Here is an 18,234-nt window from a genome sequence, read left to right as displayed (position 1 = left end):
GCGAGAGGGATCAATCAAAGAGACAGGAAGTGCTCGCGGTAATAGGCCAGCTCATCGATGGACTCGTGGATGTCGGCCAGGGCCGTGTGGGCCTGAGCCTTCTTGAATCCATCGAGGATGCCGGGCTTCCAGCGGCGTGCCAGCTCCTTGAGCGTGGACACATCGAGGTTGCGGTAGTGGAAGAACTCTTCCAGCTTGGGCATGTAGTTGGCCAGGAAGCGGCGGTCCTGGCAGATGCTGTTGCCGCACATGGGCGACTTGCCGGCCGGCACATACTGCTTCAGGAAAGCGATGGTCTGGGCCACGGCCTCGTCCTCGCTGATGGTGGAGGCCTTGACGCGGTCGATCAGGCCGCTCTTGCCATGCGTGCCCTTGTTCCAGGCGTCCATCTTGTCCAGGGTCTCGTCGCTTTGGTGGATGGCAAACACCGGGCCTTCGACCCGCACATTGAGCTGCGCGTCGGTGACCACCACGGCGATCTCGATGATGCGGTCGGTCTCGGGGTAGAGGCCGGTCATTTCCAGGTCGATCCAGATCAGGTTCTGCTCCTTGATGGGCAGCAGGGGCGCGGCGTCGGCCGGGGCGGAAGGGGTCAGGTCGCTCATGGGCAGGGCTTTCAATGCAATCAGTGCGCCGCATTGTCGCAGCCCTACACTTGCCACCCATGTTTGCAAGCCTTTCTCCGACCCTCCACCCCACGATGCTGAGCCTGGCCTTTGCCCTGGCCCTGCTGCTGTCCCTGGGCCTGAAATTCTGGTTGAGCAGCCGCCAGGTGCGCCATGTGATGCAGCACCGCGGCGCGGTGCCGGCCGCGTTTGCCGCCACCGTGCCTCTGGCCGCGCACCAGAAAGCCGCCGACTACACCGTGGCGCGCAGCCGCTTCGGCCTACTGAACCTGGCCTTCGACAGCGCCCTGCTGCTGGCGTGGACCCTGCTCGGCGGCCTCGATCTGCTCAACAGCTGGGTGCACGCGGCCACGGCCGAGCGCTTCGGCCCCATGGTCTATCAGCTCAGCCTGCTGGTGGCGTTCACCCTGGTCGGCAGCCTGCTGGACCTGCCCTGGGAGCTGTACAACACCTTTCGCATCGAACAGCGTTTTGGCTTCAACCGCATGACGCTCAAGCTCTATGTGGCCGATGCGCTCAAGGGCGCCCTGGTTGGCGCGCTGATCGGCCTGCCGATTGCCGCCCTGATCCTGTGGCTGATGGGCACGGCCGGCAGCATGTGGTGGCTGTGGGCCTGGGGCAGCTGGATGGGCTTCAATCTGCTGATCCTGGTGCTCTACCCCACCGTGATCGCGCCACTGTTCAACAAGTTCACGCCCCTGCCCGACGAGGCGCTGAAAGCGCGCGTCGAGGGCCTGATGCAGCGCTGCGGCTTTGCCTCGCAAGGCCTGTTCGTGATGGATGGCAGCCGCCGCTCGGCCCATGGCAATGCCTATTTCACCGGCTTCGGCCCGGCCAAGCGGGTGGTGTTCTTCGACACCTTGCTGCAACGCCTCAACGGCAGCGAGGTCGAAGCGGTGCTGGCCCATGAGCTGGGCCATTTCAAGCACCGCCACGTGCTCAAGCGCATGCTGACGATGTTTGCGCTGAGCCTGGCCGGCTTTGCCCTGCTGGGCTGGCTGGGCACGCAGGCGGGCTTCTACATCGCCTTCAACGTGCAGCCCAATATGGCGGCGCCGAACGACGCGCTGGCCCTGCTGCTCTTCATGCTGGTGGTGCCGGTGTTCAGCTTCTTCTTCACGCCGCTGGGCAGCCGGATGTCGCGCCGCGACGAGTTCCAGGCCGATGCCTATGCCTGCGCCCATGCCAGCGGCGCTGAGCTGTCCTCGGCCCTGCTCAAGCTGCATGAAGACAATGCCGGCACCTTGACGCCAGACCCGGTCTACGCCGCCTTCTACTACTCGCACCCGCCGGCCAGCGAACGCCTGGCCGCCATCGCCCGCCAGCCCTCGGGCACGGCGGCGCCGGTGGCCTTGCAAGGGGCGGCCTCGTGAGCCAGGCCGGCAAGTTTGCGCAGCTGGACCTGGGCCTGGTGGTGCGCGGCCACGGCCGGCACTACATCGTCGAGGACGCCGAGGGCCAGCGCAGGGTCTGCCACCCGCGCGGCAAGAAAAGTGATTGTGTGGTGGGGGATCAGGTGCGCTGGGCGCCGTCGGGCTCGGACGAAGGGGTGATCGAGGCGGTGGAGCCGCGCCGCAATCTGCTGTTCCGCCAGGACGAATGGAAGACCAAGAGCTTCGCCGCCAACCTGGACCAGTTGCTGATCCTGGTGGCCGTGGAGCCGGTGTTCAGCGAGAGCCAGCTCTGCCGCGCCATGATCGCGGCCGAAAGCGCTGGCATCGCCACCACGATTGCGCTGAACAAGACCGACCTGCCCGGCACCGCCCACGCCCGCGAGCGCCTCGCTCCCTACCGCGCCATGGGTCTGCCGATGATGGAGCTGGCCATGAAGGCCGAGCCGGACGCTGCGCGGGCCCAGTTGCTGCCCTGGCTGCAAGGCAAGCGCAGCTTTGTGCTGGGACCCAGCGGCACCGGCAAGAGCACCTTGATCAATCTGCTGGTGCCCGACGCCAAGGCCCAGGTCGGCGATATCTCGGTGGCCCTGAACTCAGGCCGCCACACCACGACCACGACCCAGTGGTACTGGGTCGATGCCCAGCGCGAGAGCGCCTTGATCGATTCGCCTGGCTTTCAGGAATTCGGCCTGCACCAGATCGACCCGGCCGCCCTCGCCCGCCTGATGCCCGACCTCAGTGCCCACGCCGACCACTGCCGCTTCTACAACTGCAGCCACCAGCACGAGCCCGGCTGCGGCGTGCGCGAAGCCGTGGATGCCGGCCAGATCAGCGCCTCGCGCTACCGCATCTACGGCGAGATCCTGGCGGAGCTGTCGAACAAGCGCTACTGACTCCGGCCCGCCTGGGAGGGCGGCTGCCGGCACATTGCGGACCTTTGTTGTGCTCGTCGCTCTCGCTGCGGTGGCTCGGCCCGCCGCCGGGCTCATGGTTCGCGGGTCGGCTCTGCGAGCCGACTTCCCTCGCTGCTCACTGCGCGGCTCAGCGGCGCCAAACTCCCTCCGTTCGCTGCGCTCACTCTGGTCAAACAGTGGCGCCGAGTCAGCGCTTGAAGCGCGTGAATACACGCGCCTGAGCCGCTCCGCTGCGCCCTCGGCCGCGCACAAATCGCCCGTCAGCGGGCCGAGCCACCTCCGAAGCTGGCGTGCTCCACCGTGGAAGGGGCAAATCGACCGCGATGCAAGCGCCCTGCAGCCCGTGCCGCTGCCGGGCGATTTGTGAAGGGCCGAGCAGCACAGCGCCTCGGGGCGCGCACGTACCCGTGCGCTTCAAGTTCTGACTTGGCGCTTCTGTCTGAACGAAGCGAACGCAGGGAGCGGAGTGAGTTATGCGCCAGCCCCGAGGCGCGAGCAGCGCAGGGAAGTCGGCCCGTCAGGGCCGACCCCGGAACCATGAGCCCGGTGGCGGCACGGGCTGCAGGGCCTCGCGAGCAAAACCAAAGACGACTTCGAGCCGTCCGCAGTCAAGCGCCGGCCGCTCGGCAGCTCAAGGCAAGCGCGAGCTGCTCGGGCTAACTTCGCGGACTTCGACGTCGACCACCTCGCCCATGGGCTGAGCCGGGCGGCGAGCACCGAAACCGGGGCGGGCCTGGCGGGCGCGCTGGAAACGGCCCATGTCGATCACCGGCCTGCGGCCGCGCAACAGGCTCCAGAGCAGCAGGCCCACGACCGAAACCAGGGCCACGGCCATCAGGCTGAGCACCAGAACCACGGTGGCCACCGCCAAGACCAGGCGGAAGAGCAGGGAAAAGAGTGCAGACAGCACAGCAGCCTTTCAGGACACGACAAAAAGTTCAGATCGGGCCATTGAAGTGCATTTCAACCCCGGCCGACAAAAGGCATGGTGGTGGCCATGACGGTCAGGGTCTGGACATTGGCGGACAGCGGCAGGCTGGCCATATAGAGCACCGCGCTGGCCACATGGGCCACGTCCATGGTCGCCTCCACCGCGATGCTGCCATTGGCCTGGGGCACGCCCCGGGTCATGGGCTGGGCCATCTCGGTCAGGGCATTGCCGATGTCGATCTGGCCACAGGCGATGTCGAAGGCCCGGCCGTCCAGAGACAAGGACTTGGTCAGGCCGGTGATCGCATGCTTGGTGGCGGTGTAGGGGGCCGAGTTGGGGCGCGGCGCATGGGCCGAGATGGAGCCGTTGTTGATGATGCGGCCGCCGCGCGGCTCTTGCTGCTTCATCAGCCTGAACGCGGCCTGGGCGCACAAAAAGGCACCGCTCAAATTGACGTCCAGGACGGAGCGCCATTGCTCGAAGCTGAGCTCATCGATGGGCACGGCGGGCGCGCCGATGCCTGCGTTGTTGAACAGCAGATCCAAACGCCCCCAATGCTGGCGCAAGCTTTCGAAGGCTGCGCTGACGGCCTCCGGCCGGCTGACATCCGTCGGCAGCACCAGCACCCGATCCAAGGAGCCCGACTGCAGTGGATCGACGCCGCCCAGCACAGCCGTCTCGGTCAAGGCCTCCGCCCGGCGACCCAGCAGGGCCACCCGATAGCCCGCCCCCAGCAAGGCCAGGGCCACCGCGCGGCCAATGCCCGAGCCGGCGCCGGTGACCAGGGCGACCGGCCCCTCATCACTGCGAGGCGATGCGGATGCAGCAGCAGAAGTCATACGAGGAAAACCAAGGTTATGAATCCAAAAACGAGCACGCCGTCAAGCCCGGGCAAGTCCCGTGAACAGTTTTCAACAGACTGAATCCAAGTCAAATTGACTGTCACAGGAGCGACGTAGACTGTAACGCTATGTTCACGCTGTCCAGCCAAAGTCCGGAGTTCCTGAGCAGCCTGCCGGCCTCCGCTCGCAGCCCTGCCGCAGCTGCGGCCAGCGACTCAGCCGAGCGCAGCCACACGGCACCTGCACAGGCCCAACTGCTGTACATCGAAGACAACCCCGTCAACCAGCTGGTGATCCAGGAATTGGTCGCTCTGCGCCCGGCCTGGCAGCTGAGCCTGGCAGGCGACGGACAGCAAGGCCTGGCTCGGGCCGCCGGCCTGCGCCCGGACCTGATCCTGCTCGACCTGGAACTGCCCGATATGAATGGCTTCCAGGTGCTGGAGGCGCTGCGTGCCGACCCGGCCACGGCCTCCATTCCCTGCATCGCCCTCTCGGCCAGCGCCATGCCGGACGACCTGCGGCGCGCACAGGCGGCGGGATTCGCCGAGTACTGGACCAAGCCGGTGGACTTCAAAGCCTTCCACGCCGGCCTGGACCAGTTTCTGACCTGGCTGAAGGCGCCGGGTCAGTAAGCCCTGCTCCTGCTCCAGCTCCTCCTCAAGCCGGCAGCAGGCCGCGGCTCTTGAGCATGGGCTGCACCACCGGATCGCGGCCACGGAAGGCGCGGAAGGCGGCCCCGGGCTCCTGGCTGTTGCCACTGGACAGAATGCAGCGGCGCAGGCGCTCGGCGGTCGGCGCATGGAAGGCGCTGCCAGCTTCGACAAAGGCCTCGAAGCCATCGCAGTCCAGCACTTCCGCCCACATGTACACGTAGTAGCCGGCGGCATAGCTGGCGCCTGAGAACAGGTGCTGAAAATGCGTCAGCCGGTGGTTCATGCCCACAGCGGCCGGCAAACCGTAGGCCGCCATGCACTCGGCCTCGAAGGCCACCACATCCGGGCCCTCGGCCTCGCTGCGCGAATGCACGGCCAGGTCGACCAGGGCGCTGGCGGTGTAGCGCACGGTTTCATAACCCTGGTTGAACAACTCGGCCGCCTTGAGCTTGGCCAGCAGGCTGTCGGGGATGGGCTCGCCACTTTGGTAGTGGCGGGCGTGTTTCTTGAGCACCTCGGGCTCGCTCATCCAGTGCTCGAAGATCTGCGAGGGCAGCTCGACAAAATCGCGCAGCACCTGCGTGCCCGAGAGGCGCTCGAACTCCACCTCGGACAGCAGGCCGTGCAGGCCGTGGCCGAACTCATGGAACAGGGTGCGGGCATCGTCGAAGCTCAAGAGCGTCGGCTCACCCGGTGCGCCCTTGGCGAAGTTGTTGTTGTTCAGGATGATGGGCACGCAGTCCATGCCGTTGCGCGCCTGCCAGCGCATGGCATTCATCCAGGCGCCGCTGCGCTTGGTGGGGCGGGCAAAGTTGTCATGCAGGAAGACGCCGCGCAGGCTGTCATCGGCATTGCGCACCTCGTAGACCTGTACATCGGCGTGGTAGCCGGCCACCTCGGGGCGATGCACAAAGCGCAGGCCGAAGAGGCGCTGGGCGCAGTCGAACAAGGCCTGCACCATGGCATCGAGCGGGAAGTAGGCCTTGACCTCCGCCTCTTCCAAGTCATAGCGCGCCTTGCGCACCTTCTCGGCGTAGAAGCGCCAGTCCCAGGCTTCCAGTGGGAAATGATGATCCAGCGAGGCCATCATGCCCTCCAGCGCCTGACGCTCGTCCTCGGCGGCCGCCTTGGCCGGCTCCCAGACCTGGTTGAGCAGGCCCAGCACCGCCTCGCGCGATCCGGCCATGGTGTCGGCCAGGGCAAAGTCGGCGTAGCAGGCATGGCCATGCAAGCGGGCCTGCTCCTGGCGCAGGCTCAGGATCTCTTGCGCGATCGCGCGGTTGTCGCTGGCACCGGCCTTCTCACCCCGACCCACCCAGGCGCGCCAGGCTTGCTCACGCAGATCACGCCGCTCGCTGAAGGTCAGGAAGGGCACAATGTGGGAGCGCGACAGCGTGATCACATGAACGCCGGCCTCCAGGCCGCGCTCGGCGGCCGCCTGGGCCGCCGCGGCACGCACGAACGCCGGCAAGCCCGCCAGCTCCTCTTCGCTGCGCAGCTCCAGGCGGAAGCCGCTTTCGTCGGCCAGCACGTTCTGGCCGAACTGGGTGTTGAGCTCGGCCAGGCGCTCCATGACCTGGGCATAACGCGCTTGCGCCTCGGGGGCCAGTTGGGCGCCCGCACGCACGAAGTCCAGATGCACACGCTCCAGCAGGCGCAGCTGTTCGGCGCTCAAGCCCAGCGAGGCGCGCTGCTCGAACACGGCATGCACGCGTTGGAACAGGCCGGCGTGCATGTACACCGCGTTGTTGTGCGCCGCCAAGGGCGCGGCCAGGGCGCGCTGCACCGCCTGGATCTCGGGCGAGGACGCCGAAGCCGCCAGCGAATAGAACAAATGCTCCAAGCGCGTCAGCAGGCGGCCGCTGCGGTCGAAGGCAGCCAAGGTGTTGGCGAAGCTGGGCGCCTCGCTCTGCGACGCGATGGCATCGAGCTCGGCGCGATGTTCGGCCAGGGCCTGCTCGAAGGCGGGCGAAAAATGGGCGGCTTCAATGGCCGCAAACGGGGGCAGACCGAAGGGGCCGGTCCAGTCTTGCAAGAGGGGATTGGTCGTTGGTGCAGACACGAGAGAACTCCAGAAAGGGCGTCACACCGGGCTTGCTTGATCAAGCCTCGCGCTCGCCAGAAAACACAAAGGCGCCAAGCCGTTGGGCCTGGCGCCTCGGGCGCAGGGTGAGCGAACTCAACCCAAGACCGCCATCACTTGCCGGCCGCAGCCCGCTCCTTTTTGATGGCTTTCTCGTCTTCTTCGTCGTAGGACTTGTTACCGCACTCCTGCTTCCAGGTATCGACCTTGTCCAGGTGCGCTTCCTGGCGCTCTTCCAGCGCCTTGAAACTGGCGTTCAGCGCATCGACCTTGGTGCCGAAGGCCTTGCGGGCTTCGTTGCTCTTGGCGTTGTTTTCATTGATGCCGGTCACGCGGGCATCGAAGGCCTTGGCGCGTTCCTGGTAGGCCTTGTTACGAGCGGCCAGCACTTCCGGGTCCGGGCGCGGGTCCTTGTTCTCGGCATAGGCCTTGATGTTCTCGAATTCCTTCAGGATGGCTTCGCGCTCGGCCTTCATTTCGGCCAGGGCGACACCGGCGGCTTCGTCGGCCTTTTGCAGCGCATCACGCTCGGCCTTGAGGGCTGCAGCGGTTTCCTTGTAAGTGTTCTGGTCGGCCTTCACCGCCTCGGCTTCGACGTTGTTGGCATCGCTCAGGTCCATGCACTTGCGCAGCTCATCGCGGCTGAGCAGCTTGACCTTGGGCTTCTCCACCACGGGGCGGCTGACCTTGTTGTTCTTGGGGTCGACCTTGGCACCGGGGTTGGCGGTCTGCGCGAAGGCGGGCATCAGGGCCACAGCGGCCAGGGAGATGATGAAACGTTTCATGGCAATGTCTCTTTTTCGATGGCGGGACAGCCGCCAGGCCCGATGAGCGACCCTGGCGCATGCAACAAAGCAAAGAAGGAACAGAAAAAAGTAAGAGAAAACAGGAACGATGTGGTGCGACAGGCGCAGCCCAACACACGACGGCGGCCATCATGCCATGGCTGCGCATGGCCGGGGATCAGGCCGGGTACGGACGCCGCCCCGGGCATCCGCTCCAGGCTTCAAGCCAGCGATTTCTGCAGCAGCTCGGCCACCAGGCCGTTGATGCCGCCCTCGTGGCTGGCCGCGCGTTCGCGCAGCTGCTGGGTCAGGGCAGCGGGCAGCTTGCAGGCAAAAGGCACCAGACCGGCGGCCGCGTCGAGGCGACGTTGCTCCTTGCGGTCGGGCAGCTGGGCGGCCTGCTTGCCAAAGCGACCGGGGATCGCGGCACCGCGCATCTGGCTGTCCAGTTTGATGCCGGCAAGGCGGTCGAGATCGGTCTTCTTCATGCTCATGGCAAGGCTTTCGCGGCGCGACAAGGCGCCGACAGTGGAGGAGAAGCGGCCGATTGTCCCCCATGCCCTGGCCTTGGCAGCCAAGCTCCGGCGCGGGACGCCAGGGCCAGCCCCGATAATGCGCGATTGCCCCGAGCCCGCCTCGCGCCTGGGGCCGCCTCTTCCACAGCAGAAAGCACCGCGCCCGCCATGGCCCTCAAAGCGACCATCCACAAAGCCCAGCTGCAGATCGCCGACATGGACCGCCATGTCTACGGCGAGCACAACCTGACGATCGCGCGCCAGCCCTCGGAAACCGACGAACGCATGATGGTCCGCATCCTGGCCTTTGCGCTCAATGCGCCGGCCGATGATTTGCGCGGCAAGCTGGAGCTGAGCAAGGGCCTGGCCGACGCCGAAGAGCCCGAACTCTGGCAGCGCGACCTGACCGGCGACATCCTGCACTGGATCGACCTGGGCCAGCCCGACGACCGCCGCCTGCTCAAGGCCCACGGCCGGGCGGAGAAGGTGTCGGTCTACGGCTATGCCTACAGCACGCCGATCTGGTGGGCGGGCATCGAATCCAAGCTGCAGCGCTGCCCGCGCCTGGCGGTCTGGCAGATCCCGGCCGAGCAATCGCAGGCGCTGGCCGCTTTGGCCCAACGCAGCATGCAGCTGCAAGTGACGGTGCAGGACGGCGGAATTTACGTCTCCACCGCCGAGAGCTCGGTCGAGATCAACCCCATCGCGCTGAAGCGGCCGGCCGACGAGTGAGTGGAAGCTGGAAGCCGCTGGCCACCGCTGCGGTCTTGCGATCCACTATTCGCACACCCCAACAAGCCGCTGCGGCGCGCCGCGTCGCTGCACCTAGGATGCTCGCCATGAACTCAAGCTCCCAAACCCAGTCGCGCCGGCACGCCTTCGGCGCCCGCGCCCTGTCTCTGGCCCTGTTCGGACTGATGACCATGACCACCAGCGCCCCTGCCTTCAGCCAGACACCCGGCCAGACACCCGGCCAAACACCCGAAGCAGCCAGCACCGATCCGCGTCAATGGCTGGAAGAGGTGCAAGGCGAGCGCGCCCTGGCCTGGGTCAAGGAACGCAACCAGCTCACCCTTGCTGAGCTGCAAGCCCGCCCCGAGTACCCGGGCCTGCGCCGCGAGATGCTGGACCTGCTCAATGCCAGCGACCGCATCCCGCAGATCAGCCGCAAGGGCGCCTGGGTCTACAACCTCTGGCAAGACCAGAACCACAAGCGCGGCCTGTGGCGCCGCAGCAGCCTGGGCGAGTACAAAAAAGCCAGCCCCGCCTGGGAAACCGTGCTGGACCTGGACGCACTTGGCGCCGCCGAGAACGAAAGCTGGGTCTTCGCTGGCGCCCATTGCCTGGCGCCCGAGTACCGCCGCTGCCTGATCTCGCTCTCGCGCGGCGGCTCGGACGCCCATGTGGTCCGTGAGTTCGACACCGTCAGCAAGCAGTTCGTCTCAGGCGGCTTCGTCCTGCCCGAGGCCAAGAGCGAGGTCAGCTGGATCGATGCCGACCACCTTTATGTGGCCAGCGATTTCGGCCCCGGCAGCCTGACCGATTCGGGCTACCCGCGCGTGATCAAGCGCTGGCAGCGCGGTACGCCGCTGGCCCAGGCTCGCACGGTGTTCGAGGGCCAAGCCCAGGATGTGGCAGTGTCAGTGCTGGTGGACCGCACGCCCGGCCATGAGCGCACCGTGTTCAGCCGCGCGCTGGATTTCTACAACCAGCGCTATTTCCTGCTGCAGGGCGACAAGCTCCGGGCCCTGGACGTGCCCAGCGATGTGCAGCTGAGCTTCTGGGGCGCCCGCGTGCTGCTGCAGCCGCGCAAGGACTGGCGCGTCGGCGGCGTGCGGCATGCCGCCGGCAGCTTGCTGAGCGCGCGGGCGGCCGCCTTCATCCGCGGCGAGCGCAAGTTCAGCACCTTGTTCAAGCCCAGCGCCACCCGCTCGCTGGACAGCTTCATCACCACCCGCCAGCACCTGGTGCTCAATATCAACGATCAGGTGGCGAGCAAGCTGGAAGAGTGGCAGTTCGCGCCAGGCCGCCCGGCCCGCCATCGCCGGATCCAGGCGCCCTTCCCCGGCACCCTGCATCTGCAGGCCCTGCATGACAGCGAGCTGGCCCAGGATGAGCTGGCCGAGCACTACCTCGTCAATTACGCGGACTTTCTGACCCCCGACAGCCTCTTCCTCGCCCGCGCCGGCAGCGACGCGCGCGAGCTGCTGAAGGCTCGCGCGGCCAAGTTCGAGGCCCGCGGCCTCAAGGCCGAGCAACATTTCGCCACCAGCAAGGACGGCACCCGCGTGCCCTACTTCGTGGTGAGGCCGGAAGGTGTTGCCCTGGATGGCCAGAACCCCACCCTGCTCTACGGCTACGGCGGCTTTGAGGCGTCCATGCAGCCCTTCTACTCGGGTGGCTTCGGCCGCGCCTGGTACAGCCGCGGCGGCGTGTTCGTGCTGGCCAATATCCGTGGCGGCGGCGAGTTCGGCCCGGCCTGGCACCAGTCGGCCGTCAAGGCCAACAAGCAGCGCAGCTACGACGATTTCATCGCCGTGGCCGAAGACCTGATCGCCCGCAAGATCAGCTCGCCCCGACATCTGGGCATCATGGGCGGCAGCAATGGCGGCCTGCTGGTCGGCGCCACTTTCGTGCAGCGGCCCGATCTGTTCAATGCCGTGGTCTGCCAGGTGCCGCTGCTGGACATGCGCCGCTACCACCAGCTGCTGGCCGGCGCCTCCTGGATGGCCGAGTACGGCGACCCGGATCGCGCCGAGGAGTGGAGCTTCATCTCCAAGTACAGCCCCTACCAGAACGTCAAGCCCGGTGTGAAATACCCCAAGGTGCTGTTCACCACATCGACCCGTGACGACCGCGTCCACCCTGGCCACGCCCGCAAGATGGCGGCGCTAATGCTGGAGCAAGGCCACCCGCTCTACTACTTTGAGAACACTGAGGGCGGGCACGGCGGCGCGGCCGACAACGAGCAGCGGGCCACCCTGCAAGCGCTGGAATACAGCTACCTCTGGCAACAACTGGGACGCTGAAGTCATGAGCAGCCTCGACATCCAACACCACAGCGAGAGCGGCGCCGGCGGCGCGATTCAAGGCCGTTTTTGGGCCGAGATCGACGGCCAGCAGATCGAGCTGGACTACCAGCTCAGCGGCCGCGACCTGGTCTTCACCCACACCGGCACCGCGCCCGCCCTGCAAGGCCGCGGCCTGGCCGGCCAGCTGGTGGCACATGGCCTGCGCTGGGCGGCCGGTCTGGGCCTGCCCCTGCTGCCCGGCTGCAGCTATGTCGAGGCTTATCTGCAGCGCCACCCGCAATGGCAGCGCCTGCGCCTGCCGGCGGAGGCCCAGGCGGTGATCAACTACTGGTTCGGCACGCTGGGCAGCGCCGAGGACGACCAGGTGCGCCCGCTCTGGTTCAACAAGAGCGCGGCCACCGATGAAGTGATCCGCAGCCGTTTTGGCGACCTGGTCGAACAGGCCTTGCAACAAAGCCTGAGCCATTGGGGCGACAGCGCGCAAGCGCGTCTGGCGCGCATCCTGCTGCTGGACCAGTTCACCCGCAACATCTACCGCGACAGCGCCCGAGCCTTTGCGGGCGACCCGCTGGCGCTGCAGCTGGCCCTGGGCCTGATGGACCTGCCGCAAGCCCGTGAACTGTCCACCCTGCAGCGCTGGTTCCTGCTCATGCCGCTCGAACATGCCGAAGATTTAAGCCTGCAAAACCGCTGCGTGCAGGCCTTCGAAGCCCTGGCTGCCGAGGACGCACGCCTGGCCGGCGCGGCCGACTACGCTCACCGCCACCAGCAGGTGATCGCGCAGTTCGGCCGCTTTCCTCATCGCAATGCCCTGCTGGGCCGGGCCTCCACCGAGGCCGAGCAGCAGTACCTCGCCCAACCGGGCGCCGGCTTTTGATCACTCGCGGCGCCATGCCTTGTCAGCCGGGCGCGACGCTGCGCCGGGCCGGGCGTGAAAATTGACAGAAAATGCAGGCCGTCTGTTCTTTGCGCCCTTTGTTGTCCACCTGCTGAGCTTGGCTCCCGAACGTTTCGCTCGAACCCACTCAGCCCCCTCGAGTTCCACATGTCCAGCATTCTTCAGAACATCCCCGTCGGCCAGAAGGTCGGTATCGCTTTCTCCGGTGGCCTGGACACCAGCGCCGCCCTGCACTGGATGCGCAACAAGGGCGCCATCCCCTATGCCTACACCGCCAATCTGGGCCAGCCCGACGAGCCGGACTACGACGAGATTCCGCGCAAGGCCATGCAGTACGGCGCCGAGAAAGCCGTGCTGGTGGACTGCCGCGCCCAGCTGGTGCACGAGGGCATTGCCGCCCTGCAGGCCGGCGCCTTCCACATCAGCACCGCCGGCGTGACCTACTTCAACACCACGCCCATCGGCCGCGCCGTGACAGGCACCATGCTGGTGGCGGCCATGAAGGAAGACGACGTCAACATTTGGGGTGACGGCTCGACCTTCAAGGGCAATGACATCGAGCGCTTCTACCGCTACGGCCTGCTGACCAACCCGGCGTTGAAGATCTACAAGCCCTGGCTGGATCAGGCCTTCATCGACGAGCTGGGCGGCCGCGCCGAGATGTCCGCCTTCATGAGCAAGGCCGGCTTCGGCTACAAGATGTCGGCCGAGAAGGCCTACTCCACCGACTCCAACCTGCTGGGTGCCACCCACGAGGCCAAGGACCTGGAGCACCTGAACAGCGGCATTCGCATCGTCAACCCCATCATGGGCGTGGCCTTCTGGCGCGATGACGTGGTGGTCAAGGCCGAGGAAGTCACCGTGCGCTTTGAAGAAGGCATGCCGGTGGCGCTGAACGGCGTCGAGTACAGCGACCCAGTCGCCCTGCTGCTGGAAGCCAACCGCATCGGCGGCCGCCACGGCCTGGGTATGAGCGACCAGATCGAGAACCGCATCATCGAAGCCAAGAGCCGCGGCATCTACGAAGCCCCGGGCCTGGCCCTCTTGCACATCGCCTACGAGCGCCTGGTCACCGGCATCCACAACGAAGACACCATCGAGCAGTACCGCATGAATGGTCTCAAGCTCGGCCGCCTGCTCTACCAAGGCCGCTGGTTCGACCCGCAAGCCATCATGCTGCGCGAAACCGCCCAGCGCTGGGTGGCCCGCGCCGTGACCGGCGAGGTGGCGATCGAGCTGCGCCGCGGCAATGACTACTCGCTGCTGGACACCAAGAGCCCCAACCTGACCTACAAGCCCGAGCGCCTGTCCATGGAAAAGGTCGAAGACGCGCCCTTCTCGCCGGCGGACCGCATCGGCCAGCTGACCATGCGCAATCTGGACATCGTCGACACCCGCGCCAAGCTGATGACCTACACCCAGGCCGGCTTGCTGACCCCGGGCCACAGCGGCAACCTGCCGCAGCTGCAGCAGGCTAAGACCGAAGGCGGCGACTCCAGCGGCCGCTGAAACGCGGGCTGACCCTGCGCTCTCGGGCTCGATGATGATGCGTGCGCGCACCCTGCTGGCTTCAAACTGCCCGGCTTTCGTGGCACGACGCCAGACTCATGGCTTGTGGCGCCTGGTTTTGTGGCGCCTGCTTGGCGCCCTGGGCCTGCTCACGGCCAGCCTGGCGGCCTCGGGCCAGCCTGTGCCACAGGCGCCCAAGCCCGCCAATGCCATGGACAGCAAACCGGCCGCCAAGGCGCCGGTGCTGCTGACCATCAGCGGCGCGCTCAAGGCCGGGCCCGGCAAGACGGTGCAGCTGGACCTGGCCCAGCTCAGCGCCCTGCCCCAGCAACAGCTGCACACGCAAACGCCCTGGTACCCGGCACCGCGCACCTTCAGCGGCCCGCTGCTGCAAGATGTACTGAACCTCGCGGGGGCGCAGGGCCAGACCCTGGAAGCCCGCGCCATCAATGACTACAAGGTCAACATCCCGGTCAGCGACGCCGCGCGCTTCAAACCGGTCCTGGCCCTGCAGATCGACGGCAAGCCGATCGCGCTGCGGGACAAGGGCCCACTCTTCATCGTCTACCCCTACGACAGCGACCCCCAGCTGCGCAGCAGCGTCTACTACAGCCGCTCCATCTGGCAACTGAAGAGCCTGGAGGTCCGGTGAGCAGCAGCCCCAGCACCCAGAGCGCCGGCCAGCGCCGTCGCTGGCGCATCCTCTTGCTGGCCATGGGCGGTTTGCTGGTGCTGGTGCTGGGTTCGGTGGGCGTGCTGCAAGCACGTCAGTTTCTGCTGCTCAATGCCACACGCAGCTACCAGGATGACTACATGATCTGGAGCCTGTTCCAGTTCGAAGTCGAGTCCTTGCGCTTGCGCCTGGCCCTGGAAGATGCCGAGCATCGCTCAGACGAGGTGGACCCCGATCAGGTGGAGCAGCGCTACGAGATTTTTGTCAGCCGCCTGGGGTTGATCGAAGGCGAACACGCCACCCTGGTGCTGCGCGAGCATCCGGACTATCAAAAGACCCTTGACCGCAGCAAGCGCTTTGTCGCCTGGGCCGATGCCCTGCCGCTGAAGGCGGACTGGGTGCGCCGGCAAACCGAACAAGGCCAGGCCGGCCCGGAGCTGCGCGAGGCCTTGGCGCAGTTGCAGTCCCTGTCCGACGCCGTGCGCGAGCTGTCGCTGACCGCCTCGCACCACGTCGCAGCCCAGGTCGATGAACGCAACCAGCTGGTGCGTGAGCAGGCCCGCATGAGCTTGTGGTTGACCGGTTTGCAATGCGCGTTGAGCCTGGGTTTCGCGGCCATGCTGCTGCGCCAGTTCCGCCGCCTCAACCGCTACGGCCAGGATCAGCATGCCCTGGCCGAGCGTCTGCAGCAGGCGCAAATCGAAGCCGAGGCCGGCAGCCGGGCCAAGAGCGTGTTCCTGGCCAATATGAGCCATGAACTGCGCACCCCCATGCACGGCCTGCTGGGCATGCTGGACCTGCTCAAGGACACAGCACTGACGCCGTCTCAGAGAAGCCAGCTGCGCGCTGCGCACGACTCCAGCCGCCATCTGCTGACAGTGCTGAACGACATCCTCGACGTCTCCAAGATGGAGGCCGGTGGCATCCACATCCAGCCCGAGCCGGTCCACCTGCCTCGCCTGCTGCAGGAGCTGGACGAGCTGAGCCGTCCGCAGGCCCTGGCCAAATCGCTGGACTTGCAGCTGCTGGCCGACGCCGATGTGCCCGCCTGGGTCAGCGCCGACCCGACCCGCCTGCGCCAGATCCTGCTCAATCTGCTCAGCAATGCGCTGAAGTTCTCCGAACAGGGCCGGGTGCGCCTGCACCTCAGCCGCCAGGAAGACATGCTGGGCCAGACCCTGCTGAGGTTCGAGGTCAGCGACACCGGCATGGGCATGGACGGCGACACCCAGACCCGCTTGTTCCAGCGCTTCAGCCAGGGCGACACCACGCGCTCGCGCCGCTTTGGCGGCACCGGCCTGGGTCTGGAGATCTCGCGCAACCTGGCCCGCGCCATGGGCGGCGACATCTCCGTCAGCAGCGTGCTGGGCCAGGGCTCGACCTTTACGGTCGACCTGCCCCTGGTCAGCTGCGCCGCACCCAGCAGTGAGCAAGCCAGCACCGTCCAAGACGCACTCGCGGGCGAGCACAAGCCCTTGCGCATCCTGGTCTCAGAAGACCATGCCACCAACCGCGCTTACCTGCAGGCGGTGCTGGAGCGCCTGGGCCACCCGGCCTTCTTCTGCGAGAACGGCCACGAGGCCTTGCACGCCCTGGCCAGCCAGGACTTCGACCTGGTGTTGATGGACCTGCACACACCGGTGATGGATGGCTACGCCGCCACCCGCGCCATGCGCCGCCTACCGGCGCCGAAATGCCATGTGCGCATCATCGCCCTCTCGGCCGATGCCTTTGACGAGTCGCGCCAACGCGCGCTGCAGGCCGGCATGGATGATTTCCTGCCCAAGCCCATCGGCGTGGAAGCCTTGGCGCAGGCCTTGAACCAGCATGCCCAAAGCCTGGCCAGCCAGGCACAGCCCGATCGACCGACCACGGACTCCGCCCCTGAAACGCCGGACACGATGGCAGCAGCCGTGACCCGCGGCGAGGCCGACGAGCCTGGACTCGACCCGCAGGCCCTGGCCGATCTGCGCCAGATGCTGCCGGCCAGCACGGTGCGCCAGCTCTACGCCAGCTATGTGGCCAGCCTGGAGCGCACACGCGCCGATCTGCAAGCCGGCCTGAGCGGCCGCAACCAACGACAGCTCGGCGAGGCCGCGCATGGGGTCAAAGGAGCGGCGGCGAACCTGGGCTTCCAGTTGGTGGTGCAGCCCGCCTTGCAGCTGGAGCAAAGCGCCAAAGCCTTGCAGCAGGACCAGGGGGCCGTGGACTGGCCTTCAGTCGAAGCGCAGACCCAGCAACTGCTGGCCGCGCTCAGCCGCAGCGAAGCGCTGTGCCGGGAGCAAGACCTGGCCTGACACCCCGGCGCAGCGGCCGCCGGCCGGCCGGCCGAAGATCAGAGCAGGACTGGCTCCGGCTCCAGACGAATACCGAAACGGCCGTAGACGCTTTCTTGGATCGCCCGTGCCAGAGTCACCACCTCGGCGCCACGCGCCTCGCCGCGGTTGACCAGCACCAGGGCCTGCTTTTCGTACACGGCCGCACCGCCCACCGTCTTGCCCTTCCAACCGCAGGCATCGATCATCCAGCCGGCCGCCAACTTGATGCTGCCATCGGGCATGGGGTAGTGAACGATGCCAGGGTCGCGGCCGATGATGTCGCGGCATTGCTCGGGCGTGACCACCGGGTTCTTGAAAAAACTGCCGGCATTGCCGATCACGGCCGGATCGGGCAGCTTGGCGCGACGGATGGCGCAGACCCAGTCGAAGATCTGGCGCGGCGTCGGGGCGCTGATGCCGGTCTCGGCCATCTTGCGCTCCAGCTCCAGATAGCCCAGCACCGGCTGCCAGGGTTTGGGCAGGCGCAGACGCACCGAGGTGATCACGCTCTTGCCGGCCAGGCCGCCGGGGCCGCTCTGCTTGAACACGCTGTCGCGATAGGCCAGCTGGCAGACCTCGGCCGGCAAACGCACCGGCCGGCCGGTGACCAGGTCCATCACCTCGACACTGTCGAGCCGGTCTTTCATCTCCAGGCCGTAGGCGCCGATGTTCTGCACCGGCGCGGCGCCCACCGTGCCCGGGATCAGGGCCATGTTTTCCAGGCCCGGATAGCCCTGCTCCACGCACCAGCGCACCAGCTCATGCCAAGGCACACCGGCGCCTGCCTCGATAATCCAGGCGTCCGTACGTTCTTCCAGCAGTCGCAAGCCTGGAATCTCCATCTTCAACACCACGGCGTCGAGGTCTTTGGTCAGCACCAGATTGCTGCCGCCGCCGAGCACAAACTTGGGTGCACGGCCCAGCTCCGGGTGGTCCACCACACGGCGCACATCGGCCGCTTCGCGGATGCGCACCAGGCGCCGTGCCGTGGCCGGCAGGCCAAAGGTATTGCAAGACTTGAGATTGACATCGCGCTCCACCCGCAAGGCGGGGGTGGTCAG

The 18,234-nt window shown here is 66.7% G+C and carries 16 protein-coding genes; 9 read left to right on the top strand and 7 right to left on the bottom strand.

From position 1 onward, the window contains the following. Nucleotides 1-14 precede the first annotated feature (14 nt). Nucleotides 15-605: an oligoribonuclease gene (gene orn / locus OOB33_RS14730; RefSeq protein WP_271009218.1), complete on the bottom strand. Its 591-nt coding sequence runs from the start codon at nucleotides 603-605 to the stop codon at nucleotides 15-17. 59 nt (nucleotides 606-664) lie between these two features. Between orn and OOB33_RS14725 the strand changes: the two genes are divergently transcribed. After that, nucleotides 665-1,999 (top strand): M48 family metallopeptidase, encoded by a 1,335-nt coding sequence (locus OOB33_RS14725; protein ID WP_271009217.1) that lies wholly within the window; start codon nucleotides 665-667, stop codon nucleotides 1,997-1,999. Beyond that, nucleotides 1,996-2,913 carry a ribosome small subunit-dependent GTPase A gene (gene rsgA, locus OOB33_RS14720; protein ID WP_271009216.1) on the top strand — a complete coding sequence of 306 codons (918 nt, stop codon included), beginning with the start codon at nucleotides 1,996-1,998 and terminating at the stop codon, nucleotides 2,911-2,913. The genes OOB33_RS14725 and rsgA overlap by 4 nt, the downstream gene beginning before the upstream one ends. Before the next feature lie 652 nt (nucleotides 2,914-3,565). Here the strand turns inward: rsgA and OOB33_RS14715 are convergent. Continuing rightward, nucleotides 3,566-3,844: a hypothetical protein gene (locus OOB33_RS14715; RefSeq protein ID WP_271009215.1), complete on the bottom strand. Its 279-nt coding sequence runs from the start codon at nucleotides 3,842-3,844 to the stop codon at nucleotides 3,566-3,568. A 53-nt stretch (nucleotides 3,845-3,897) separates the two neighbouring features. Further along, nucleotides 3,898-4,704, bottom strand: a complete 807-nt coding sequence (locus OOB33_RS14710; protein WP_271009214.1) for an SDR family oxidoreductase — start codon at nucleotides 4,702-4,704, stop codon at nucleotides 3,898-3,900. A 131-nt stretch (nucleotides 4,705-4,835) separates the two neighbouring features. Between OOB33_RS14710 and OOB33_RS14705 the strand changes: the two genes are divergently transcribed. Continuing rightward, the gene (locus OOB33_RS14705; RefSeq protein ID WP_271009213.1) at nucleotides 4,836-5,339 is read left to right on the top strand and encodes a response regulator; all 504 of its coding nucleotides are present in this window, start codon (nucleotides 4,836-4,838) and stop codon (nucleotides 5,337-5,339) included. A gap of 25 nt (nucleotides 5,340-5,364) precedes the next feature. Here OOB33_RS14705 and OOB33_RS14700 read toward each other — a convergent pair whose 3' ends face one another. From OOB33_RS14700 to OOB33_RS14690, 3 genes are all read right to left on the bottom strand, one after another. Beyond that, nucleotides 5,365-7,422, bottom strand: coding sequence for a M3 family metallopeptidase (locus OOB33_RS14700; protein ID WP_271009212.1), 2,058 nt, complete (start codon nucleotides 7,420-7,422; stop codon nucleotides 5,365-5,367). A gap of 134 nt (nucleotides 7,423-7,556) precedes the next feature. Continuing rightward, complete coding sequence (locus OOB33_RS14695; RefSeq protein ID WP_271009211.1) at nucleotides 7,557-8,228, bottom strand: hypothetical protein; 672 nt, start codon at nucleotides 8,226-8,228, stop codon at nucleotides 7,557-7,559. Between the two features lie 221 nt (nucleotides 8,229-8,449). Further along, entirely contained in the window at nucleotides 8,450-8,722 is a 273-nt protein-coding gene (locus tag OOB33_RS14690) for a hypothetical protein (RefSeq protein ID WP_102770440.1), read from the bottom strand. A gap of 189 nt (nucleotides 8,723-8,911) precedes the next feature. Between OOB33_RS14690 and OOB33_RS14685 the strand changes: the two genes are divergently transcribed. The 6 genes from OOB33_RS14685 to OOB33_RS14660 all read left to right on the top strand — a co-directional run bounded on the left by OOB33_RS14685 (nucleotide 8,912) and on the right by OOB33_RS14660 (nucleotide 17,152). Next, nucleotides 8,912-9,475 (top strand): YaeQ family protein, encoded by a 564-nt coding sequence (locus OOB33_RS14685; protein ID WP_102770180.1) that lies wholly within the window; start codon nucleotides 8,912-8,914, stop codon nucleotides 9,473-9,475. A 107-nt stretch (nucleotides 9,476-9,582) separates the two neighbouring features. Further along, nucleotides 9,583-11,772: a prolyl oligopeptidase family serine peptidase gene (locus tag OOB33_RS14680; protein WP_271009210.1), complete on the top strand. Its 2,190-nt coding sequence runs from the start codon at nucleotides 9,583-9,585 to the stop codon at nucleotides 11,770-11,772. 4 nt (nucleotides 11,773-11,776) lie between these two features. Next, nucleotides 11,777-12,652: a DUF924 family protein gene (locus OOB33_RS14675; RefSeq protein ID WP_271009209.1), complete on the top strand. Its 876-nt coding sequence runs from the start codon at nucleotides 11,777-11,779 to the stop codon at nucleotides 12,650-12,652. A gap of 168 nt (nucleotides 12,653-12,820) precedes the next feature. Further along, nucleotides 12,821-14,182 carry an argininosuccinate synthase gene (argG, locus tag OOB33_RS14670; protein WP_102770178.1) on the top strand — a complete coding sequence of 454 codons (1,362 nt, stop codon included), beginning with the start codon at nucleotides 12,821-12,823 and terminating at the stop codon, nucleotides 14,180-14,182. Between the two features lie 31 nt (nucleotides 14,183-14,213). Then, entirely contained in the window at nucleotides 14,214-14,834 is a 621-nt protein-coding gene (locus OOB33_RS14665; RefSeq protein WP_271009208.1) for a hypothetical protein, read from the top strand. Then, the gene (locus tag OOB33_RS14660; protein WP_271009207.1) at nucleotides 14,831-17,152 is read left to right on the top strand and encodes an ATP-binding protein; all 2,322 of its coding nucleotides are present in this window, start codon (nucleotides 14,831-14,833) and stop codon (nucleotides 17,150-17,152) included. The genes OOB33_RS14665 and OOB33_RS14660 overlap by 4 nt, the downstream gene beginning before the upstream one ends. 38 nt (nucleotides 17,153-17,190) lie before the next feature. Here OOB33_RS14660 and murB read toward each other — a convergent pair whose 3' ends face one another. Next, nucleotides 17,191-18,219, bottom strand: a complete 1,029-nt coding sequence (gene murB, locus OOB33_RS14655) for a UDP-N-acetylmuramate dehydrogenase (RefSeq protein WP_102770437.1) — start codon at nucleotides 18,217-18,219, stop codon at nucleotides 17,191-17,193. Nucleotides 18,220-18,234 lie beyond the last annotated feature (15 nt).

It is taken from the genome of Paucibacter sp. B51 (genome assembly GCF_027863535.1).
GTDB lineage: Bacteria > Pseudomonadota > Gammaproteobacteria > Burkholderiales > Burkholderiaceae_C > Paucibacter_A > Paucibacter_A aquatilis.
This window is presented reverse-complemented; position numbering and strand designations above follow the sequence as displayed.

Excerpts from the sequence above, each read along its gene's own strand:
- orn (WP_271009218.1), bottom strand. The coding sequence starts at position 605 with ATGAGCGACCTGACCCCTTCCGCCCCGGCCGACGCCGCGCCCCTGCTG.
- OOB33_RS14725 (WP_271009217.1), top strand. The coding sequence starts at position 665 with ATGTTTGCAAGCCTTTCTCCGACCCTCCACCCCACGATGCTGAGCCTG.
- OOB33_RS14710 (WP_271009214.1), bottom strand. The coding sequence starts at position 4,704 with ATGACTTCTGCTGCTGCATCCGCATCGCCTCGCAGTGATGAGGGGCCG.
- OOB33_RS14705 (WP_271009213.1), top strand. The coding sequence starts at position 4,836 with ATGTTCACGCTGTCCAGCCAAAGTCCGGAGTTCCTGAGCAGCCTGCCG.
- OOB33_RS14695 (WP_271009211.1), bottom strand. The coding sequence starts at position 8,228 with ATGAAACGTTTCATCATCTCCCTGGCCGCTGTGGCCCTGATGCCCGCC.
- OOB33_RS14690 (WP_102770440.1), bottom strand. The coding sequence starts at position 8,722 with ATGAGCATGAAGAAGACCGATCTCGACCGCCTTGCCGGCATCAAACTG.
- OOB33_RS14685 (WP_102770180.1), top strand. The coding sequence starts at position 8,912 with ATGGCCCTCAAAGCGACCATCCACAAAGCCCAGCTGCAGATCGCCGAC.
- OOB33_RS14680 (WP_271009210.1), top strand. The coding sequence starts at position 9,583 with ATGAACTCAAGCTCCCAAACCCAGTCGCGCCGGCACGCCTTCGGCGCC.
- OOB33_RS14675 (WP_271009209.1), top strand. The coding sequence starts at position 11,777 with ATGAGCAGCCTCGACATCCAACACCACAGCGAGAGCGGCGCCGGCGGC.
- argG (WP_102770178.1), top strand. The coding sequence starts at position 12,821 with ATGTCCAGCATTCTTCAGAACATCCCCGTCGGCCAGAAGGTCGGTATC.
- OOB33_RS14665 (WP_271009208.1), top strand. The coding sequence starts at position 14,214 with ATGATGATGCGTGCGCGCACCCTGCTGGCTTCAAACTGCCCGGCTTTC.